The 18,751-nt window shown below is 44.1% G+C and carries 13 protein-coding genes; 8 read left to right on the forward strand and 5 right to left on the reverse strand.

Annotated elements, in window-relative coordinates; genetic code table 11:
• Positions 1–192: 192 nt before the first annotated feature.
• From X919_RS0101385 to pulA, 8 genes are all read left to right on the forward strand, one after another.
• The gene (locus X919_RS0101385; RefSeq protein ID WP_081759390.1) at positions 193–2,358 is read left to right on the forward strand and encodes a TonB-dependent receptor plug domain-containing protein; all 2,166 of its coding nucleotides are present in this window, start codon (positions 193–195) and stop codon (positions 2,356–2,358) included.
• A 48-nt stretch (positions 2,359–2,406) separates the two neighbouring features.
• The gene (locus X919_RS0101390; RefSeq protein ID WP_028898710.1) at positions 2,407–3,633 is read left to right on the forward strand and encodes a hypothetical protein; all 1,227 of its coding nucleotides are present in this window, start codon (positions 2,407–2,409) and stop codon (positions 3,631–3,633) included.
• Between the two features lie 289 nt (positions 3,634–3,922).
• Entirely contained in the window at positions 3,923–4,933 is a 1,011-nt protein-coding gene (locus X919_RS0101395) for an SPFH domain-containing protein (RefSeq protein ID WP_028898711.1), read from the forward strand.
• On the forward strand, positions 4,930–5,268 hold the full coding sequence (locus tag X919_RS15795; RefSeq protein ID WP_081759391.1) for a transporter: 339 nt from the start codon (positions 4,930–4,932) through the stop codon (positions 5,266–5,268). Before X919_RS0101395 ends, X919_RS15795 begins: the two co-directional genes overlap by 4 nt.
• Before the next feature lie 7 nt (positions 5,269–5,275).
• The gene (locus tag X919_RS0101405) at positions 5,276–6,649 is read left to right on the forward strand and encodes a hypothetical protein (protein WP_028898713.1); all 1,374 of its coding nucleotides are present in this window, start codon (positions 5,276–5,278) and stop codon (positions 6,647–6,649) included.
• 26 nt (positions 6,650–6,675) lie between these two features.
• Positions 6,676–7,398 carry a toxin-antitoxin system YwqK family antitoxin gene (locus X919_RS0101410; protein ID WP_036916668.1) on the forward strand — a complete coding sequence of 241 codons (723 nt, stop codon included), beginning with the start codon at positions 6,676–6,678 and terminating at the stop codon, positions 7,396–7,398.
• A 125-nt stretch (positions 7,399–7,523) separates the two neighbouring features.
• Positions 7,524–10,223, forward strand: coding sequence for a 4-alpha-glucanotransferase (locus X919_RS0101415; RefSeq protein ID WP_028898715.1), 2,700 nt, complete (start codon positions 7,524–7,526; stop codon positions 10,221–10,223).
• A 125-nt stretch (positions 10,224–10,348) separates the two neighbouring features.
• On the forward strand, positions 10,349–12,250 hold the full coding sequence (pulA, locus tag X919_RS0101420) for a type I pullulanase (protein ID WP_028898716.1): 1,902 nt from the start codon (positions 10,349–10,351) through the stop codon (positions 12,248–12,250).
• A gap of 161 nt (positions 12,251–12,411) precedes the next feature.
• Here the strand turns inward: pulA and X919_RS0101425 are convergent, their stop codons facing one another.
• From X919_RS0101425 to X919_RS0101445, 5 genes are all read right to left on the reverse strand, one after another.
• A complete protein-coding gene (locus X919_RS0101425; RefSeq protein ID WP_028898717.1) occupies positions 12,412–13,530 on the reverse strand; it encodes an efflux RND transporter periplasmic adaptor subunit in 1,119 nt (372 codons plus the stop codon).
• Between the two features lie 43 nt (positions 13,531–13,573).
• On the reverse strand, positions 13,574–14,818 hold the full coding sequence (locus X919_RS0101430) for an ABC transporter permease (RefSeq protein ID WP_028898718.1): 1,245 nt from the start codon (positions 14,816–14,818) through the stop codon (positions 13,574–13,576).
• Between the two features lie 82 nt (positions 14,819–14,900).
• Entirely contained in the window at positions 14,901–16,160 is a 1,260-nt protein-coding gene (locus X919_RS0101435) for an ABC transporter permease (protein WP_028898719.1), read from the reverse strand.
• Between the two features lie 131 nt (positions 16,161–16,291).
• Positions 16,292–17,011: an ABC transporter ATP-binding protein gene (locus tag X919_RS0101440; RefSeq protein WP_028898720.1), complete on the reverse strand. Its 720-nt coding sequence runs from the start codon at positions 17,009–17,011 to the stop codon at positions 16,292–16,294.
• A gap of 65 nt (positions 17,012–17,076) precedes the next feature.
• Positions 17,077–18,747 carry an ABC transporter ATP-binding protein gene (locus X919_RS0101445; RefSeq protein WP_028898721.1) on the reverse strand — a complete coding sequence of 557 codons (1,671 nt, stop codon included), beginning with the start codon at positions 18,745–18,747 and terminating at the stop codon, positions 17,077–17,079.
• Positions 18,748–18,751: the final 4 nt, after the last annotated feature.

Below are 18,751 nucleotides of genomic sequence, written 5' to 3' on the forward strand. Positions count from 1 at the left end.
TAAACATAGGAGGTTAATGCTAAAACCAGCACAATCCTAAGCCACATTTTGTCTTCCCCCTTTTAAAACATGTTCAAGCCACCCTCGCTACATATCCCTAAAATCCCGCACTTTACCTATTTTTAGGTATTGCATGCCAGCTGTTCTTTACCTACTTTTGCAACAGTATTATCACCTATCGAGAATTCAAATATGTTACAACGTAAACCTGCTCTACTCACGCTTTCGCTTCTGGCATCACTGGCGATGGTCGCACAAACACCACAAGCTGTAGCTCCGACTGCAGCCAATGACTCTCTGAACAAACAAAAACAACTTACCAATGGAACCGTTCAATTGCAAGAGGTTGTTATCACGGGACGTAATGAGGCTCGGAAATTGCGTGAGAGTGGCATGCCCGTTTCAGTGATGACGGCTAAAGAGCTACAAGGCACAGCCTCTTCTATGAATGATGTATTGGCACGCGTGGCAGGGGTAACCATCCGCAACACTGGTGGTGTGGGTAGCGCATCAAGGCTCTCTGTTCGAGGATTAGAGGGCAAACGCTTAGGCCTTTTCATCGATGAGACAGCCTTAGGACAAATCAGCAACTTCATTACACTCAACGATATTCCTATTGACATGATAGAACGCATTGAGGTTTACAAAGGCATAGTCCCCTATAAATTCGGCGGAAGTGCATTGGGAGGTGCCGTGAATGTGGTAACCAAGGAATATCCGCCCATCTATTTCGATGTCTCCTACGAAATCGGTTCATTCAACACCCACAATCTTAGCACTGTCTTTAAGCGCACACATGCACCCTCTGGACTACAATTTGGCATTGGCGGGTTCCTCACTTACTCGGCCAACAACTACCGCATGACACTCCATAACTTGGGCGATTTGCGTGTGCGACGCAACCACGATGCTTACAAAAAAGCCGTGCTGGGCGGTTCTATTAAAGCCACAAAATGGTGGTTTGACGAGCTTGAAGCCGAATTTACTTATTCTAACACACACCAAGAACTTCAAGGAATAGACTTAGATGTGCGCGAAGCCTTCAGCCATTCACAATCATTGACGACCATCCTAAAAGCCAAACGCGAACAATTCTTCATTGATGGTCTGGCTTTTGACTTCGATGCAGCCTTCAACCTCGGCAGCTATGGCGTGAACGATCAGGCCAAACTTGTCTATGACTGGTTTGGAAACAGCCGCCCGTCACTATCTCCTTTGGGTGGGGAAACAGGCATGCATCCCTATGACGGACACAACAAAAGTTACGATTGGACGGCAAAACTCAACCTCAACTACACCATCAATGCTCACCATTCAGTAAACCTCAATATCTATGAGAATGCTACAAAACTTCACCCTAAAGATGAACTGATGGATAAAGCCTATGGTTTTAGGACACAATTCGATAGCTATATGAACAATATTACTATGGGATTGTCTTATGATTTGGTGCTTTTTAATGACCGTTTCCAAAGTGCTTTCACCTTAAGGAATTACCACTATCATTCCACTACCGAGCAACTGCCTTCGATGTATGTGTCTACCCCTGAAAAAGTGCGGGTGAGCAAGCAGGCTTTTGGTTGGAATGAATCGATGCGTTATCGCCTCACACCACAATTAATGGTCAAGGCTTCGTGGAGCAGTGAGATGCGCATTCCTTCCAATGAAGAGCTGATAGGCAATGGCTATTCTATCATGCCCTCACCCACTTTAAAGCCTGAACATGTGGTGGGCGGCAATCTTGGTCTGCATTATCGCAAAACACTGCGCGAAAGTGATTTCCTCGAGGTAGAAGTTGACGGATTTTATTCACATCTCACCGACATGATACGCTATACACCTTCCATGCTCCCTACCCTGGCGCAATACACCAATGTCGGAGAAACAACAACTTATGGCATCGAAGGTGAAATGAAATGCGACATACTTTCTTGGCTCTACGCCTATGCCAACGCCAGTTATCAAAACCTTCGTGACACACAACCCTTCCTCATTGGTTCCACAGCACCCAACCCTACCTATCACAAACGCATCCCTAACATTCCCTATCTGTTGGCGAATGCGGGCTTCGAATGTCACAAGGCAGGACTCCTTGGTAAACACTCCAACACGCGCTTTCTCGTTGATGCTTCCTATATTCATCAATACTTCTATGATTTTGAGATGACCGTGTTTCAAAATCGCAAGATTCCCACGTCCATCACCTTCGATGTTGGCGTGGAACATAGCATCATGAACCAACGCCTCACCTTCACACTCAAAATGAAAAATGCGTTGAATCGCGAGATGGTGAGTGAGCTCAATCGCCCTCTTCCTGGACGCTATGTGGCGTTAAAGGTGCGCTATTTATTGCGTTAACGAAACGCCCTCCACTCTGATGATTTTATTTTTTATTCTATTCAATATATGAAGAAACATTTTTTATTTAGTGCTTTGGCACTCGTCTTCGCTCTCGTGGCATGCGAAAAGAACGACAATCCCACTCCTCCTGTGCTAACCAACCATTTAAATGGCACACTGGTACTGGCCACAACAGTGCTCAATCCCAATGGCATGTCGGGGGCATGCTATGTACAAACCCTCACCGACACGGCTGCAGTCACGCTCGGAAACACCCATGCGCTGCCTGCTGGCTTCGGTAATCCTTTCACCGTGCAAGGCAAAAACGTTTATATCTTCCCCGACTACATGGGAGAGTCACGTGCGGCTTTGCAACGCTATGCCGTTGAAGACAACCACCAACTCTCTAAACAAGGCGAACTAATGCTACCTGCTGGTGCAGCAGCCTCGCAGGTTGTTGAAGTCAACGACCACATAGCCTACGTCTCATGTCAGAACTTAGGTAAGGTACTTGTATTTGATTTTAAACAAATGCGCCAAACAGGGGAAATCGATTTAAACAGCCTGTCGGGTGCAGGAGTACGCGTAGGCCCCGCATGCATGATTGTGCGCGATGGCAAAGTGTTCATCGCTCTTTCACAATTCAATGCACAATGGATGCCCGTAAAGAATAGTCTTGAGTTTGCTGTGGTCGATGCCCAGACCAATCGCATTGAGAAACACATCAAAGACGAAACACTCGGCATGGCATTCCCCTCACGTCCCATCGATAGTGGAACACTCTTCATGGATGAGAAAGGCGACATCTATTTCGCTTGCATTGGTTCATTTGGCTTAGTACCAGGCTTCCATGGTGGGTTTGCACGTATCAAAAAGGGGGAAACCGACATCGATCCCACCTACAGCATACGCCTTGACCAGACCAATATCGAAGGCCTCAACATCAAGGGCGACTATGTTGCGAGCCTCGAATATGCTGGTAATGGCATGGCTTATGGCCATGTAGCCAGCAACACCTTAGATCCATCGGTAACAGCAAACCCTTATTCAGCAAAGACTTCTGTAGCCGTAGCTGTCGACCTTTATCACAAAAAGATCACCGCAATCCCAGGTATCCCTGTGTCGGTTCCTCATGGTTTGGCTGTCACTCGCTATAACGACATCATCATTTTCGGTTGCTCAAGTGACGAAGCCACAGGACTTTATTACTACAACACAAAGACAAAACGTACATGGGGACCAGTTATTAAAACAACAGGAAACCCAATGAGCATTGAGTATATTAAGGATTAAACATTGTCATTATCATGTATCACGCCAGCCATAGCGTGACCACACAAGATAATAAGTGTAAAAAGTGACCTGTACCAAGTGCACAGGTCACTTTTTTTACGACCTATAGTCCACCAAACAAAATAGCATGGTGCCAATGTGTCGCAGTATATACGTTGATTATGCTATAAACATAGGAGACAACACCGAAGAGAAAGTGCACGTATTTGCTTGCTTTCTTCAAATAAATATATACCTTTGTAGCCATATCGCTGACATGAAGGAGCGACAAAAAACCAACAAGACAGCTATGAACATCAGAAATTTGTTTAGAAAACAGCTTCGACTGGTGATTGAATGGAAAGAACAGAATATGAACATTTTGTTCCATCAGTTGGACACTCCCACAAATGAAATTAAAAATGCTAGTAAATTAATTGTCGCACCTGGGCAAGGATGCTTGATTGTTTATGATGGCAAAGTAATGGATACGCTAACGGAGCCGGGTATCTATCCATTGCAAACAGACAATCATCCTTTTATTACAACACTGCTCAATGTGGCACAACAGGCTGAAAGTGAACACAAAATGAGGTTTTATTTCTTTCGAACGGCAGAGCTCGTGAATGTGCTATGGGGCACTGCCTCGCCCGTGAAATACGAAGAACCTCATTACCATTTCCCCATAGCCCTGGGGGCTTGTGGTAATTTTTCTGTCCAGATTGCTGATGCAGCAACCATGTTTAGCACACTATTAGGCACCGTGAGCGATTATACTGCACAAGATGTGCAACGCTTAGTATCATCAAGAATCGTGGCACCCCTTACCTCTTATCTCGCAGCTAAAGCCTTCTCCTATACCGAGATTGACAGCCATTTGCTTGAGATTTCTTTCGTATTGAAAGAACGCACCGCCGAAGAGCTTATGCGGTTAGGCCTAACGCTTACCGATTTTCGCATAGATGCCACCACATTCGACAACGAAACACTAACACGAATCAATAAAATTGCCAATATGACTGCCGAGAAACAGGCTGCACAGGAGGTTGATTTAGATTACGTGGGCGTGCAAAAATTAGCTGCTTTACGCGATGCTGCCAGCAATGAAGGCGGATTAGCTGGTGCAGGATTACAGCTGAGTGCTGGAGCACAATTGGGTAAAGATGTCTTTTCTGACATACGAGAGAAGAAAGATGCTGCACCCATTCAGGAAGGTGATGCAGGGATGCGCTTGCAAAAATTGAAGCAATGGCATGCCGATGGACTGATTAACGACGAAGAATACAATCAAAAGAAACAAGAAATTCTGTCACAAATATGAAACGCATTCTGATTATTTCGGGCATCGTGCTACTCACCAATTTACTACTTGGCTTAGTCATTTCAAGCTACGCTGGGTTGCACTTGCTTTTCACAAGTATGGCAATCGTGCTCAACACGCTGCTCTTATTAGCATCATTTACGCGCCCTATGGCCTCAACCCATCGTTTATCATTAGGAATGTTATTTGCAGGTGTATGCTGTTTAGAATTTCTCACGGGTCTCTTTGCGCCACAAACTTGGGCCAATAACTGGTGGCTCATCATGACTTTAGTACTCACGTGCGGCCAAGCAATCGTACTATTTCTGGCTCTAACCAACACAAAAGGACGATAGGAATGCTATGTCTACAGAGATAAAACCCATCAAATGCCCACAATGTGGTAGCGAGAAACATGACGACCTCGGTGACAAGCGATTCCGATGCCGTAGCTGTGGCACCGAGTTTTTCTTAGATGACGACGATATTACCATCCACATTAATCACCACTTTGATGCCCCACGATCGACATCTTTTGATAGCCTGCGCCCAGATGTATTGAAAAAGGTAGCACTGATTGTGGGCATTCCCCTCGTTGTCCTCTTCCTGATTATAATCATGCCCATCTTTGAAAGCAGACACATACCAAAAGTTGCAAACAAAACGGCAATAGAGGTCGACGATAATATCCTGTTCAACACGATTATCTTATGTAAAAACAAAGCCACATGTTTTTATATTGTAAATCGAAGTTACAATGAAGGTTATGACGAAGAGGAACGCGATGCAAAAGAAGGTATATACTATGGGTTTAAAGATTGTGAAACAGGTAAAGTCCTTGTCGAACATCAATTAGCGACACGCAAAGATGCAAACAAGAGAGAAATATTCTCATCTCCATCGTCATCGATGTTACAACTCTCTTCGCCCAACCGTTATCTCATCACTTTTGATAACCAATGGCTCTACGAAGTAAATACGGACAAACTGCTTCTCAACGACCTTACACTGACGTTAATACAAGAGAAAAAAGCACTAACGACTGGTATTGCAAGAATAAGTCCCTTGAATTATAATGAAGGTAAAGGCTTTTTGATTGTAAATAATCTTTCAGAGAAGTACTACTACTTCCCACAATCCAATCGTTTATACACTGAAGAAGCTTTCACTTATGCACAACGTTTAAACGAAAACGAATTAGAAGGTAAGAAGGAAAAGCAAGTGCTATTCATGTTAGAGCATAAGGAAAATGAGGGCGGACAGGTGGGGAATGGTAACCTAAGACTATGGCGAGTGCCTATAACTTACTTTCCTGGCGACCCCAACGAGTTCTATGATTTCTGGGTATTTGATGGATTTTATAAATCGCGTCCAGGCAATCGCATCCATAATCCGCAACCCATTGGTAACTGGTTTATAGGCTTTAATGCCATAATCATGTACTACAATTCGCATTTCCTACTCTTAAAATACAATCCTATCATGGGCGAAAATGCTAACGTAGTATTTCAATTGCGCGATAATTCGGGTGGAATTATTTGGACAAAGGCCATCCCACATTGCCAAGTGAGCGCATATGCGGTTTACGATGGCAAAGCATTATGGCTATCACAATATAATTGGGAGAAGGATAGTGATGCAGAATCACGTTTTGTGCGCTTGGATATTTACGAAGGCACTGTAACGATGAGAGAGGGATTGCGCACCAATTACACATTGACTGACGCAGAAGAATGAAGCACACCACAAGAAAAGTTTGCACAATGCTACATAGCATAGCATTACTATGCGGCCTATGTTTCAGCGGAATAGCCAAGGCACAAGCCCAAAAACGTTATACCGATTATTATGCGAATGGGCAGCTTCGAGAAGAGGGGTTCATTGATACTATCGATGATTGTAAGGTGGGTGAATGGCGACGCTATTACAAAACGGGGCGCACTTACGAAATTACGCACTACAAAAATGGTCAATTAGAGGGAGAGATGATTAGCTATTTTGAAAGTGGGAAACCTTTTTTCCATGGATTTTATACTGCAGGAGTGTTACATGGACAACAGCTTACCTACTATGATAAGTGCAATGCAAAGGGCACACCATATCTCTATAAGCGCGAATGCTATCGACATGGACAGCGGGATGGCATGCAATACACTTATAATGGAAAAGGTAAACTTTCCTATAGTGGACGTTATGTCAATGGACAATGTATTGCAGACACCACTTACGCCATAGATGGTATTTATTATACAGCCTTGCGTCAATTAGATCCTACCGATGATTCTTCAGAAGCCCAAACGACTATCGATGAGAAGTTTATACCCTACTCGGCTTTATATGCATCTCAAAATCCCACTAAAGGAAAGAAAAAGACTGTTACCAAGCATGGCTCTTTGCATACAAAGTCCCCCAAAGCACCACAACAGCCCGTACAGAAGCCAAAACATATGAAAGTGAATCCAGACGGAACTGTTATCATGCAGTAATCGCTATGGTACGAGATGCATATTGCATTCCTATCCCAAATGGAATTAAGTTTAAAATTTTAAAGCCGCCCTACGGATATCCTTTCATACTTTATTATTTTTACAAACAATAACAGACCCTTTTTATGCGACTATTTTTCAATGTCAACTATGTAACAACTATCGGTGAGGAGCTATTAATTCATCTTACAGTGCAAACCGATAATGATGAAACAAGGGATCGGGTGTATAGGATGTCCTCACATAATGGAAAAGATTGGTGGTATGAATGTGATGACACCTCATTCACATGGGGTACACATCTCACTTATTATTATAGTGTGGATGACGGAGGAGAGATGCCACCAACAGAATGGAAGACCCTACCACATCGTTTAGATTTGACAGCTATCAAAGGCGACAGCTATGCCATTTACAACCAATGGGCAGTGATACCCGAAGATACCTACCTTTATAGTGCTGCTTTCACTTCTTGCTTTGAGCCCCGTCACCTCACCCCTTTGCCAGCCCTTCCATTTGAAAAGACGGTGCGATTGATAGTGCGTGCACCGCAACTACGCAGTAATGAGCGCCTCTGTTTAACAGGTGAATCCAAAGTGTTAGGTGCATGGGATGCTTTCAAAGCATTGCCTATGTATGAGCATCAACGCAACGAATGGGTCGTAGATTTAAATGCAGATATGCTGGATACCGACCAGCTCGCTTTCAAGTTTATTGCCGTACAGCAAAATAATCCACGGGAATTGCTTTGGGAAACAGGCTCCAATCGCACACTTCACCTACCGAAGATGAAGAAAGGAGAGGTCTTGGTCTATGACCTTTCGCAAGCCTTTTTTGCCATAGACAACCATCGTGTGGCAGGAACGCTCGTACCATTATTTTCATTGCGCACCAAACAAAGCTTCGGGGTGGGCGATTTTGGCGATTTAAAACTACTTATTGAGTGGGCCGCTACTACGCATCAGCGTGTTATTCAACTGCTACCCATCAACGATACTACCACCACACATTCATGGCATGACTCCTATCCTTATAGCTGTATCAGTGTTTTCGCACTCCATCCACAATATGTTAATCTCAATGACCTGCCACCATTAAACGATATACAGCAACGCAAACACTTTGCTCAATTACAAAAAACACTTAACGTCCTTCCTGAGATTGATTATGAACGTGTGAATGAAGCCAAGATGACTTATCTTAAAGCAATCTATCAACAGGAAGGAGAGGCTACTCTGAAGAGTGATGACTTCAAAACATTTTTCCAAGCATCGCAAGAATGGCTCGTGCCTTATGCCTATTATTCTTACTTGCGCGACAAGCTGGGTACAGCCAATTTTATGCAATGGAAAGGACATTCACAGTGGAATGAGGTAGACAGATTACCATTGAGCACGCCTGGAACAAAGGAATATCTACATGTTGCCTTCTTCTATTATGTGCAATATATCTTACACCGACAGATGGAAGCCGCACATATTACAGCACGCAAACATGGCATTGTGCTCAAAGGCGACATCCCCATAGGCGTTAATCGATTAGGCTGTGACGTATGGACTACACCCCATTTCTTCAACTTAGATGGACAAGCAGGTGCACCACCAGATGATTTTGCTATCGAAGGACAGAACTGGGGATTCCCTACCTATAATTGGAAACAGCTGCAACAGGATGGGTACACATGGTGGATAAAACGATTAAAACACATGAGTTGCTACTTTGATGCTTATCGTATCGACCATGTCTTAGGCTTTTTTCGCATATGGGAAATCCCTGTTTCTGCGACGCAAGGCCTTCTTGGGCAATTCTCACCCGCATTAGGACTCACCCAACAAGAGATTGAATCCTATGGTATAACTTTCTCTGAGCAGCAATTTGCGTGCCCTTTCATTAACAACCAGATGATAGAGCGTGTGTTCCATGCACAAGCTTCCTACGTCAAAGAGCACTATTTGGTGCATCTACATGACGATATTTATACATTAAAACCACAGTTCGATACACAGCAGAAAGTAGCAACAGCTTTTGCTAACAAGCATACTTCACAAGATTACATGCTGCGCAATGGCCTTTACACACTGCTCAACAATGTGCTTTTCCTAAACGATAAGCAAGACAACAAACTATTCCATCCACGCATCATTGCACATACGACATTCACTTATGAGGCTCTTTCCGAGCACCATAAAAACTGCTTCAACCGATTGTATAACGATTACTTTTATCAACGCAACAATCAATTCTGGTACCGTGAAGCTATGAAAAAGCTACCAAAGCTCATTGAGGCAACGCATATGCTCGTCTGTGCTGAAGACTTAGGAATGGTTCCAACTTGCGTATCTTGGGTAATGCAGCAATTGCGTATCTTAAGCTTAGAAGTACAAAGCATGCCAAAAGCAACCAACACTCAATTCACCAACTTGCACAATGTCCCCTATCGGTCGGTTTGTACACCATCAACCCACGACATGCCTACATTGAGACAGTGGTGGGATGAAGATACTACACGTGCGCAATGCTATTATAATGCCATGCTTTATCGCGGTGGAGCAGCACCCCATCCACTACCTGGTTGGTTAGCACGTGATATCCTCTCACACCAATTGGATAGTTCAAGCATGCTATGTGTGCTATCAATACAAGACTGGATGGCTATCGACGAGAAACTCCGCTTACCCGATAGTGCTGCCGAACGCATTAATGTTCCATCCAACCCTCAACATTACTGGCGATATCGTATGCACGTAAACCTTGAAGATTTACTACATAACGATGACTTCAAAGAAAATATTTCAGAACTCATTCTACAATCTGGACGCTATTAAATGTTATCATACTGATTAGCATTCTCCATCTCAAACATGCGCAAAAAAGGACCTTTCAAAAGCACTTCATACGCATAACAGATTATTTTGAATACAACAACACCATTTTATTCCTACTTCAGACAATGCATATCAGACGTTTATTGGTGGTCTTACTAACCACCATCATCTTACAAACAGCACAAGCACAGCACTTCTTTGATGAGCTTATTTACCAACCTCATCAAAGCATCTTCACATTACATACACCACAGCAACCAACACTACGACTCTATGCTGCAGGCGAAGGAGGGAAGCCTCTACAACAATTCAAAATGAAGGCGGTAGGGAAAAATTTGTGGAGACTGACACTTTCACGCAATTTGCAAGGGAAGTTCTATACCTTTGATATTGGACATGGAGAGACACCTGGCGTATTTGCTAAGGCTGTTGGCGTGAATGGTAAGCGTGCTGCCATCATCGACATGACAACTACCAATCCTGATGGATGGGAGAACGATAGCCGACCAGCACTCACCTCAACTGCGGATCAAGTGATTTATGAACTGCATGTACGCGACTTCACCCATAATATGCCCCACAATCGTTATCCCGATAAGTTCCTCGGCGTAACAGACTCCACGGCAATTGCCCACCTAAAGCAGCTCGGGGTGACAGCAGTACATTTGCTTCCGAGCTTTGATTTCGCCTCTATCGACGAGACGAAACCCCAGTTCCCAGCATACAACTGGGGCTACGATCCGCAGAATTACAATGTTCCAGAAGGGAGTTATGCCACCAATGCTTATGAGCCTGCCACGCGCATCAAGGAATTCAAACAAATGGTACAGGCACTACATCGTGCGGGTATTCGCGTCATCTTAGATGTGGTCTATAACCATACTGCAGATATTCAAAACAGCAACTTCCAACGCACCTACCCTGATTATTATTATCGCAAACATGCTGATGGCACCTATTCTAATGGTTCTGGATGTGGCAACGAAACAGCTTCAGAGAAATCTTTGATGCAAGCATTCATGATTGAAAGTGTAAACTATTGGGTAAAAGAATATCATATTGATGGTTTTCGCTTTGATTTAATGGGCGTACACGACATCACTACCATGAACAAAATACGTGCAGCTTTAGATAAAATCGACCCAACTATGTTCATCTATGGTGAAGGATGGAGCGCAGGACAATGTGCTTATCCATCTCATCTACTCGCAATCAAGGCTCACATGAAGCAAATGCCGGGCATAGCTGCATTCAGTGATGAGCTACGCGACGGATTGCGTGGTCCATTCTATGACGACAAGCAAGGGGCTTTCCTCGCAGGATTACCTGGTGCAGAAGAGCGTATCAAGTTTGGTATTGTGGGCGGCATAGCTCATCCGCAGGTCAATATGCAACAGGTGGGAGGTGATTATCTGCCGTGGAACAACAATCCTATGCAGTTCATCAGCTATGTAAGCTGCCATGATGACATGTGCTTAGTCGACCGTCTGCGCGCATCTGTATCAAACCTTACACCCGAAATGCTCGTGCGCCTCGATTGCTTGGCGCAAAGTGTTGTGATGCTTTCACAGGGAATACCTTTCATATTAAGTGGTGAAGAGATGCTGCGCGATAAGCAAGGTGTGCATAACAGCTATAATTCGCCCATTGAAATCAATGCACTACCTTGGCAAAACCTGCAGCGCTATCCACAAGTATTCAATTATTATCAGCGGCTCATCGCTCTACGTCATCACCATCCTGCCTTTCGTTTGGGCAATGCCGACTTAATACGCCAGCATTTATCATTCCTACCGACACAGCCTAACCTTGTTGGATTCATGCTATCAGGCCATGCTGGCGGTGACACTTGGAAGAATATCATTGTGATATTCAATGCCAATAACGAGGCACGTGACGTTCATATTCCCCAAGGTCGTTATACGATTGCAGCCTGTGATGGAGAAATCAATGAAACAGGTTTAGGAACCGTGGAAGGTAATCACGTATTAATTGATGCACAAAGTATGCTTGTTTTGCATCAATAATGCTGCATAATACACACTAAAAAGATATCTTTTAGTATGGAGTGAGTTCCATCTATGACTCACTCCATGCACCCTTATAGGGTATTCTTCCTGTAAGAGTGTGATTATCTATCTTTAAGAACTGTTTATAGCAAACTATCTGGTAGCTATTATGACAACTATCAATCGGTCGATTTCGCCGCATCATCCATCTTCTGTGCTCCACGAACATGGTCTTTTGCCGTCAATCCCTGCTTCACTTCGATATTGATGCCATCACTTAGCCCCGTGACTATCTTGCGTCGCACATAGGTCTTCGTCTTTCCTGAACCTTGCACTACATACACGTATGTGTTATTTCCTTCAAACTCTACTGCGCTTTCAGGAATCGTTAGCACATGATTGGCTGCAGCTAAAATGATTTCTGCGTTAGCACTATAGCCTGATCGTATCTGTGATTTGCCTAATTTAGTCACAGCAGCCTTAATCTCAAACTGATTAGCACCATTATTATCGATTGCCTTTGGCGAGATATATTCCAAACGTGCCTCTAACGTTTCATCCTGCAACGCGCCGATTGTAATTTTCATCGGCATGCCTACTACCAAACGTCCTACTTCGGTTTCGTCGATATTTCCACGGAAAATGAGATTGCTCATATCTGCAACCGTAGCGATAGTTGTACCATCATTGAAGGTATTACTCAAAATAACGGTGTTTCCCACCTTCACAGGAATATCGAGAATCAGCCCGCTAATAGTCGAACGTATCAACGTAGAGCTCGACTTAGCATTACTCTTCGAAACACCATCGCGCACTACTTCGAGCGACTCTACTGCCGACTTCACTTCTTCTTGATTCTGTTTGTAGGCCTGTTTTGTCTTCTCAAACTCTTCAGCTGCAATAAGACCCTTGTCAAAAAGTGTCTTCATGCGCTGATAATCAACCTTTGCTTGCTGCACATTGATATTGGCTAATCGCACTCGTGCCTGTGCTGAACTGAGTTGCCCCATATCGGGAATAACCTTGATTTTAGCTATCACTTCGCCTGCAGTTACAGTCTGTCCAGCCACTTTCAACACCTCAGAGATGATGCCACTCATCTGCGGTTTTACGTTAATCTCTGTACGCGGCTCAATTTTACCTGTAATAACTGTTGTCTTTTTCAAATCTAACACACGTGGTGTAAACTCCTCATACACCATTTCCTTTGGACGCGATTTCGCCCAAAGAAACACAAATGTGCCCACAAAAAGCAAGGCTACAAGGCTTGCTACGATGATTTTTAGATACTTTTTCATGCTGTTTATCGAAAGTTTTATTTTTTTCTTATGTCAAACTTTATTATTCTTCACGCATCGCATCAACAGGTTTGATAGCCATAGCGCGCAGGGCTGGTGCCAAACCCGCCAACACACCAAGAGTACTCAGCAAAGCAACGGCGCCCAAAGCCGTCCAAAAACCTATCTGATAATGCGTCGTAACGATGCCGTCTGTTGTCGAAGCTAACTCGGCTAACTGCAAGATTCCCACTGCAAAAAGCAGTCCACCCATGCCGGCAGAAATTGTAAGGACGATGCTTTCAGCAATAATTTGTCCGAGGATAATGCGCGGTGTGGCTCCAATGGCTCGCCGTATTCCAATCTCGTTGGTACGTTCTTTCACCGTTACCATCATAATATTCGAGACACCAATAGCACCTGCGAGTATCGTTCCAATGCCCACAAGGAGAATTAAGAAGTTTACACCGCGAAAAAGATTATCAACCATTCCAAACATCACTTCTGTGTTAAAGATGCTGATTCCTTTCTCATCAGTGGGATCAAGCTGATGATTTTGCGCAATGACACGCCGTATCTTGGGCATGATGTCGCTCACATGTACTCCTGGTTTCGCCGTTCCACAGATGAGAGGCACCTCATCTCCATAGTTATAAGCCTCACGCATAAGTGTAATGGGCAGCACTATGGCCTCTTCACTACTTCCATCGATGCTGATATTTCCACTGGCATAGTCGACGCCCACCACGCGATAGTAAATAGAATCTACACGGATAAGTTTCCCTAAAGGATTGTCACCATTAGGAAAAAGCGTTTTGTAAACGCGCTTTCCAATGACACATACCTTGCGCTTTTGCTGCATATCCATGGCATTGATGTAACGTCCATACTTGAGTTTAGGCGTCTCAACACCTTGATATTCGGGCAATACGCCTTTCACATTACATGAATATTTCTTGTCACCATGGGTTGCATTTGGTCCCCACCTTGCCAACACTGGTGCAACAATATCTAATCCATTAACCTGCGCTTTCAGGCGTTCAATATCGTCATAGTTCATCGTCCACAAACGACCTTTGCGGAAACCCGCATAAGGTTTCGTTGTTTTCTGTGCAAAAATAATCACAGAATTGGTAGCAAAGCCTTCGAAATTGCGCGATAACAATTGCTGCAATCCGTTTCCGCCACCAATCAAACCGAGCAACATAAACACGCCCCAAAACACGCCAAAGCCTGTTAAGAACGAACGACTCTTATTACGTGAGAGGGTTGTAAAAATCTCTTTATAGGTATCTATGTCTAATTTCATGCTGCGTTTTATTTTAAATTGCGTTGCCAAACGACCATTTCTTTCTCCCCATATATATAATAAGGTGTAACCATCATGCCATTTATTCGGCTCTCAATGCCTCAATAGGACGAATCTTGGCCGCTTTTCGTGCTGGCATTAACCCAGCCAATGTACCCGCAACAATCATCACAAGCAATGCTTTGACACACACATCCAAACCCACAGTGGGGTTAACAAACATCGAAGCATGAAACAATCCTGTGTCAACTTCTTTGTTACCATACATGATGTTCATATATTCGTTGGCCACAATGCCAAGTACCATACCGATATAACCAAAGAAAGTAGTGATGATTACGCTCTCGATGATAATCAGTTTCAGCACAGCCCAGGGAGTAGCTCCTATGGCTTTACGGATACCAAACTCACGCGTTCGTTCTTTTACTGTGATGAGCATGATGTTGGAAACGCCCACAATGCCACTCAACAATGTGAACAATCCCACAATCCATAGTGCTGTACGAACGATATCCATCCCTGTATTCATCTGCATGTTCGATGTGAAATGATTTGAAATCCACACTGCACGGTCATCATCAGGAGCCGCATCATGCTGGTTGTTGATGGCCGATCGCAATTGATTTTCAAAAGCTTCATTGGCCTCTTCGGTTTCCAAACCGTGGAAAGAAAAACTGATTTGTCCCATCTTATCCCCTCCACCATACATCACCCTCACTGTTTGGAAGGGAGCATAAGTAGGAGCTGCACTCATCGCTTCATTTTGTTTATAAATACCTACCACTTGAAAAGCATAGCCGCCTACATTGACTGCCTGCCCAACAAGCTGCTGTATGCCATGCGAGACAAGCTCTTTTGCATACTGATCGGGCAGCACCACAACCTTCCGTTGTCGTGCATTATCAATAGCATTGATGAACCTTCCATAGCGCATAACAATCTTATTGATATGCTGTTCGCTTGGATAGACGCCCATCAAAGTGATGGTTGTGCTATTATCTTTATAAGCCATATTGAGCGGTCCTTCCGACACTTGTGATCCCATCTCATCAATATTTTGTGCAAAATGACGTTGGGTCAGAACAAAATCCTTATCGTTTAATTGCACACTACGTCCTTCTTTAAATCCCTTATAGGCTTTAGAAGTCTCTCCACCAGATACCTCCATCGAGTTAGCCAAAAACTGATTGGTGTTTTGTTCGGTGGCATGAATGAGTCCATTTCCTGCACCCAAAAGGAAGATGAGCATAAAAATACCCCACGCCACGGCAAAACCTGTGAGCGCAGTGCGCAACTTATTACGCTTTGCTGTAGACCAAATTTCGAATAGGATATCTCTCATAACTTGCTATTTATTACTCCCATGCGCATGAATGACATGGCAAATGAGCCGATGAGCCTTCATAAATCATGCCTCATACGAATGTCCTTACCCAATAGTGACAACGCATATTGCAAGATTTGGAGCCTTTTTCATTTCATCATACCATTGATACCAAAGGGTGAAGCATCGTGATTGCAGTTCTCTTCAATGCGCCCTATGATGCCATCTTTGATATGAATAATCTTATTGGTTTCGTTGGCAACACCACTTTCATGCGTCACCACGACTATAGTCTTATGCTCTTCGGCATTGAGTTGCTTGAGCAACTGCATCACCTCAACCGACGTTTTACTATCCAGTGCACCCGTAGGTTCATCGGCAAGGATGAGCTTCGGTTGCGTAATCAAGGCGCGCGCGATGGCCACACGCTGTCGTTGTCCACCCGACATTTCATTAGGATAATGCTCTGCCCATGGCAGAAGTCCCATCTTCTCAAGATATTCCATGGCCAACTGCCTACGCTTTCGCCGTCCCACCCCTTGATAGAACAGCGGCAATTCAACATTTTCCACAGCCGTTTTAAATCCGATAAGGTTGAAACTCTGAAAGATAAAACCAATCATTTTATTGCGATAATGCGCAGCTTTTGTTTCAGAAAGATTGCGTATGAGCGTGCCACCGAGCACATACTCTCCACAATCATAGTTATCAAGGATACCTAAAATGTTGAGTAAAGTCGACTTACCCGAGCCCGAAGACCCCATGATAGAAACGAATTCACCATCAGCAATGTCGAGGTTTATGCCTTTCAGTACATGTAAAGGTTGTGCACCTTGATAGGTTTTGTGGATGTTTTTTAAATGTATCATACGATTGTTTGACTCCAAAGTTAAACAGAATATTCCACAATCTATAATTTCTTACACCTCAAAACTTATATTTTTTTTATTTTTAAGGTTGCGTCACAATAATCTATCACTGCAGGACGATGTGTAATAAAGATAATGGTCTTGGTATGATCAGAGAGGATATTTGTCAACAACTGCTTTTCTGTTACGGGATCTAATGCACTCGTTGCCTCATCAAAAAGCATGATAGCACGATCTCTGAGCAGGCTTCGAGCGATAGCTATGCGCTGTGCTTGACCTTCACTAAGTCCACCTCCTTGCTCCGAACAAAGGGTATCGAGCCCCAAGGGCAGCAATTTCACAAAGTCAGCACAACTGGTATGCAAGGCATTATACATCTCTTCGTCGGTAGCATCGAGTTTACCCAAACGCAAATTTTCGCGTATCGTGCCACTCAACAGCGTGTTACCTTGTGGCACATAGACAAAATTACAGCGGTGTCGCGGTGTGAGAACCTCATTATGTCGCCCATCATAAATCTCAACCTTTCCCTCTTGTGGCGACAAGAGCGCCAGCAACATCCGAACGAGCGTTGTCTTTCCGGCTCCCGTTTCGCCCAAGATAGCAGTACAACTGCCGGGTTTAAAGTCGAATGAGAGTTGATTAATCACCTTCTCTGTACCATCGGCATAGGTATAACCAATAGCATTCAACCGAATACCACATGGCATTTTCATATAAATAGGTGCACCCTGCTCTTCCAAGGGTTCCTCTTCGAGTTCCATCAACCGCTCTGCAGCGGTGAAAACACTGACAAATGCAGGAAAGAGCTTCGTTAAATTGCGCGCTGGTCCTTGAATCTTATTCACCAATTGCAAGAAAGCTGTCATCCCACCAAAAGTCAAAGTGTGATCCAACATGCGCAAAGCTGCCCACAAAAAAGCTATCAAATAGCCCACAGCAAAGCCCAAATTCACGATGACATTGCTAAAGACACTGAACTTTGTTCGCCGCACAACGTGGTGGCGCAGCTCACTTTGTATATCCTCTAAGCGTTCAACCATTGTGCGATTGCGTTCCAGAGTCTTAATCAACATGCGATGTTGCAGTGTTTCTTGCAGCACGCTTTGCACCTTACTGTCACTATCTCTCACTTGTCGAGTGAGCCTGCGCATCTGTCCAACATAAAGCTTACTGAAGAGCAAAAACAATGGAAAAATGGCAATAACTATGATGGAGAGCAACTTATCCATCGAGAAAAGATAACAAAAAGCACCAATAAACAATGCCAGAACAGACAAGGTATTGGGAATAACTTCAGTTAAGAAAGTCACCACATTATTCACATCAAACTCCAAACGATTGAGCACATCGGCAGAGTGATGATGCTCCCTACCCTGCCAAACAGCTTTCAACAGCCGGTCGAGCATACGTTGCTGCATCCGATTTTGCGCTTGAATGCCCAAAATGTTGCGCACCCATACGCCAGCAATGTTCAGCGAAAAGTCGAGTAATATCAAGGCTGCCATCAGCCCCACCGCACCATAAATGCTGCCAGGAAGTGTGCCTGAGGCCACGTCAATCGCATGTTTGATGGCCCACACCTGTGCCAAATTCACTACAACTCCCAACAAACCAATGAGCGCATTGAGCACCGCCTGCAACTGGTTGCCACGCCAAGCATGCCACAACCATTTCATAATGGTACGTGCATCGTACTTGAAATCAGGAATCTTTAATAATGTCTTTATTCGCATGCCT

Source organism: Prevotella sp. HJM029, from assembly GCF_000599605.1.
Classification (GTDB): Bacteria; Bacteroidota; Bacteroidia; order Bacteroidales; family Bacteroidaceae; genus Prevotella.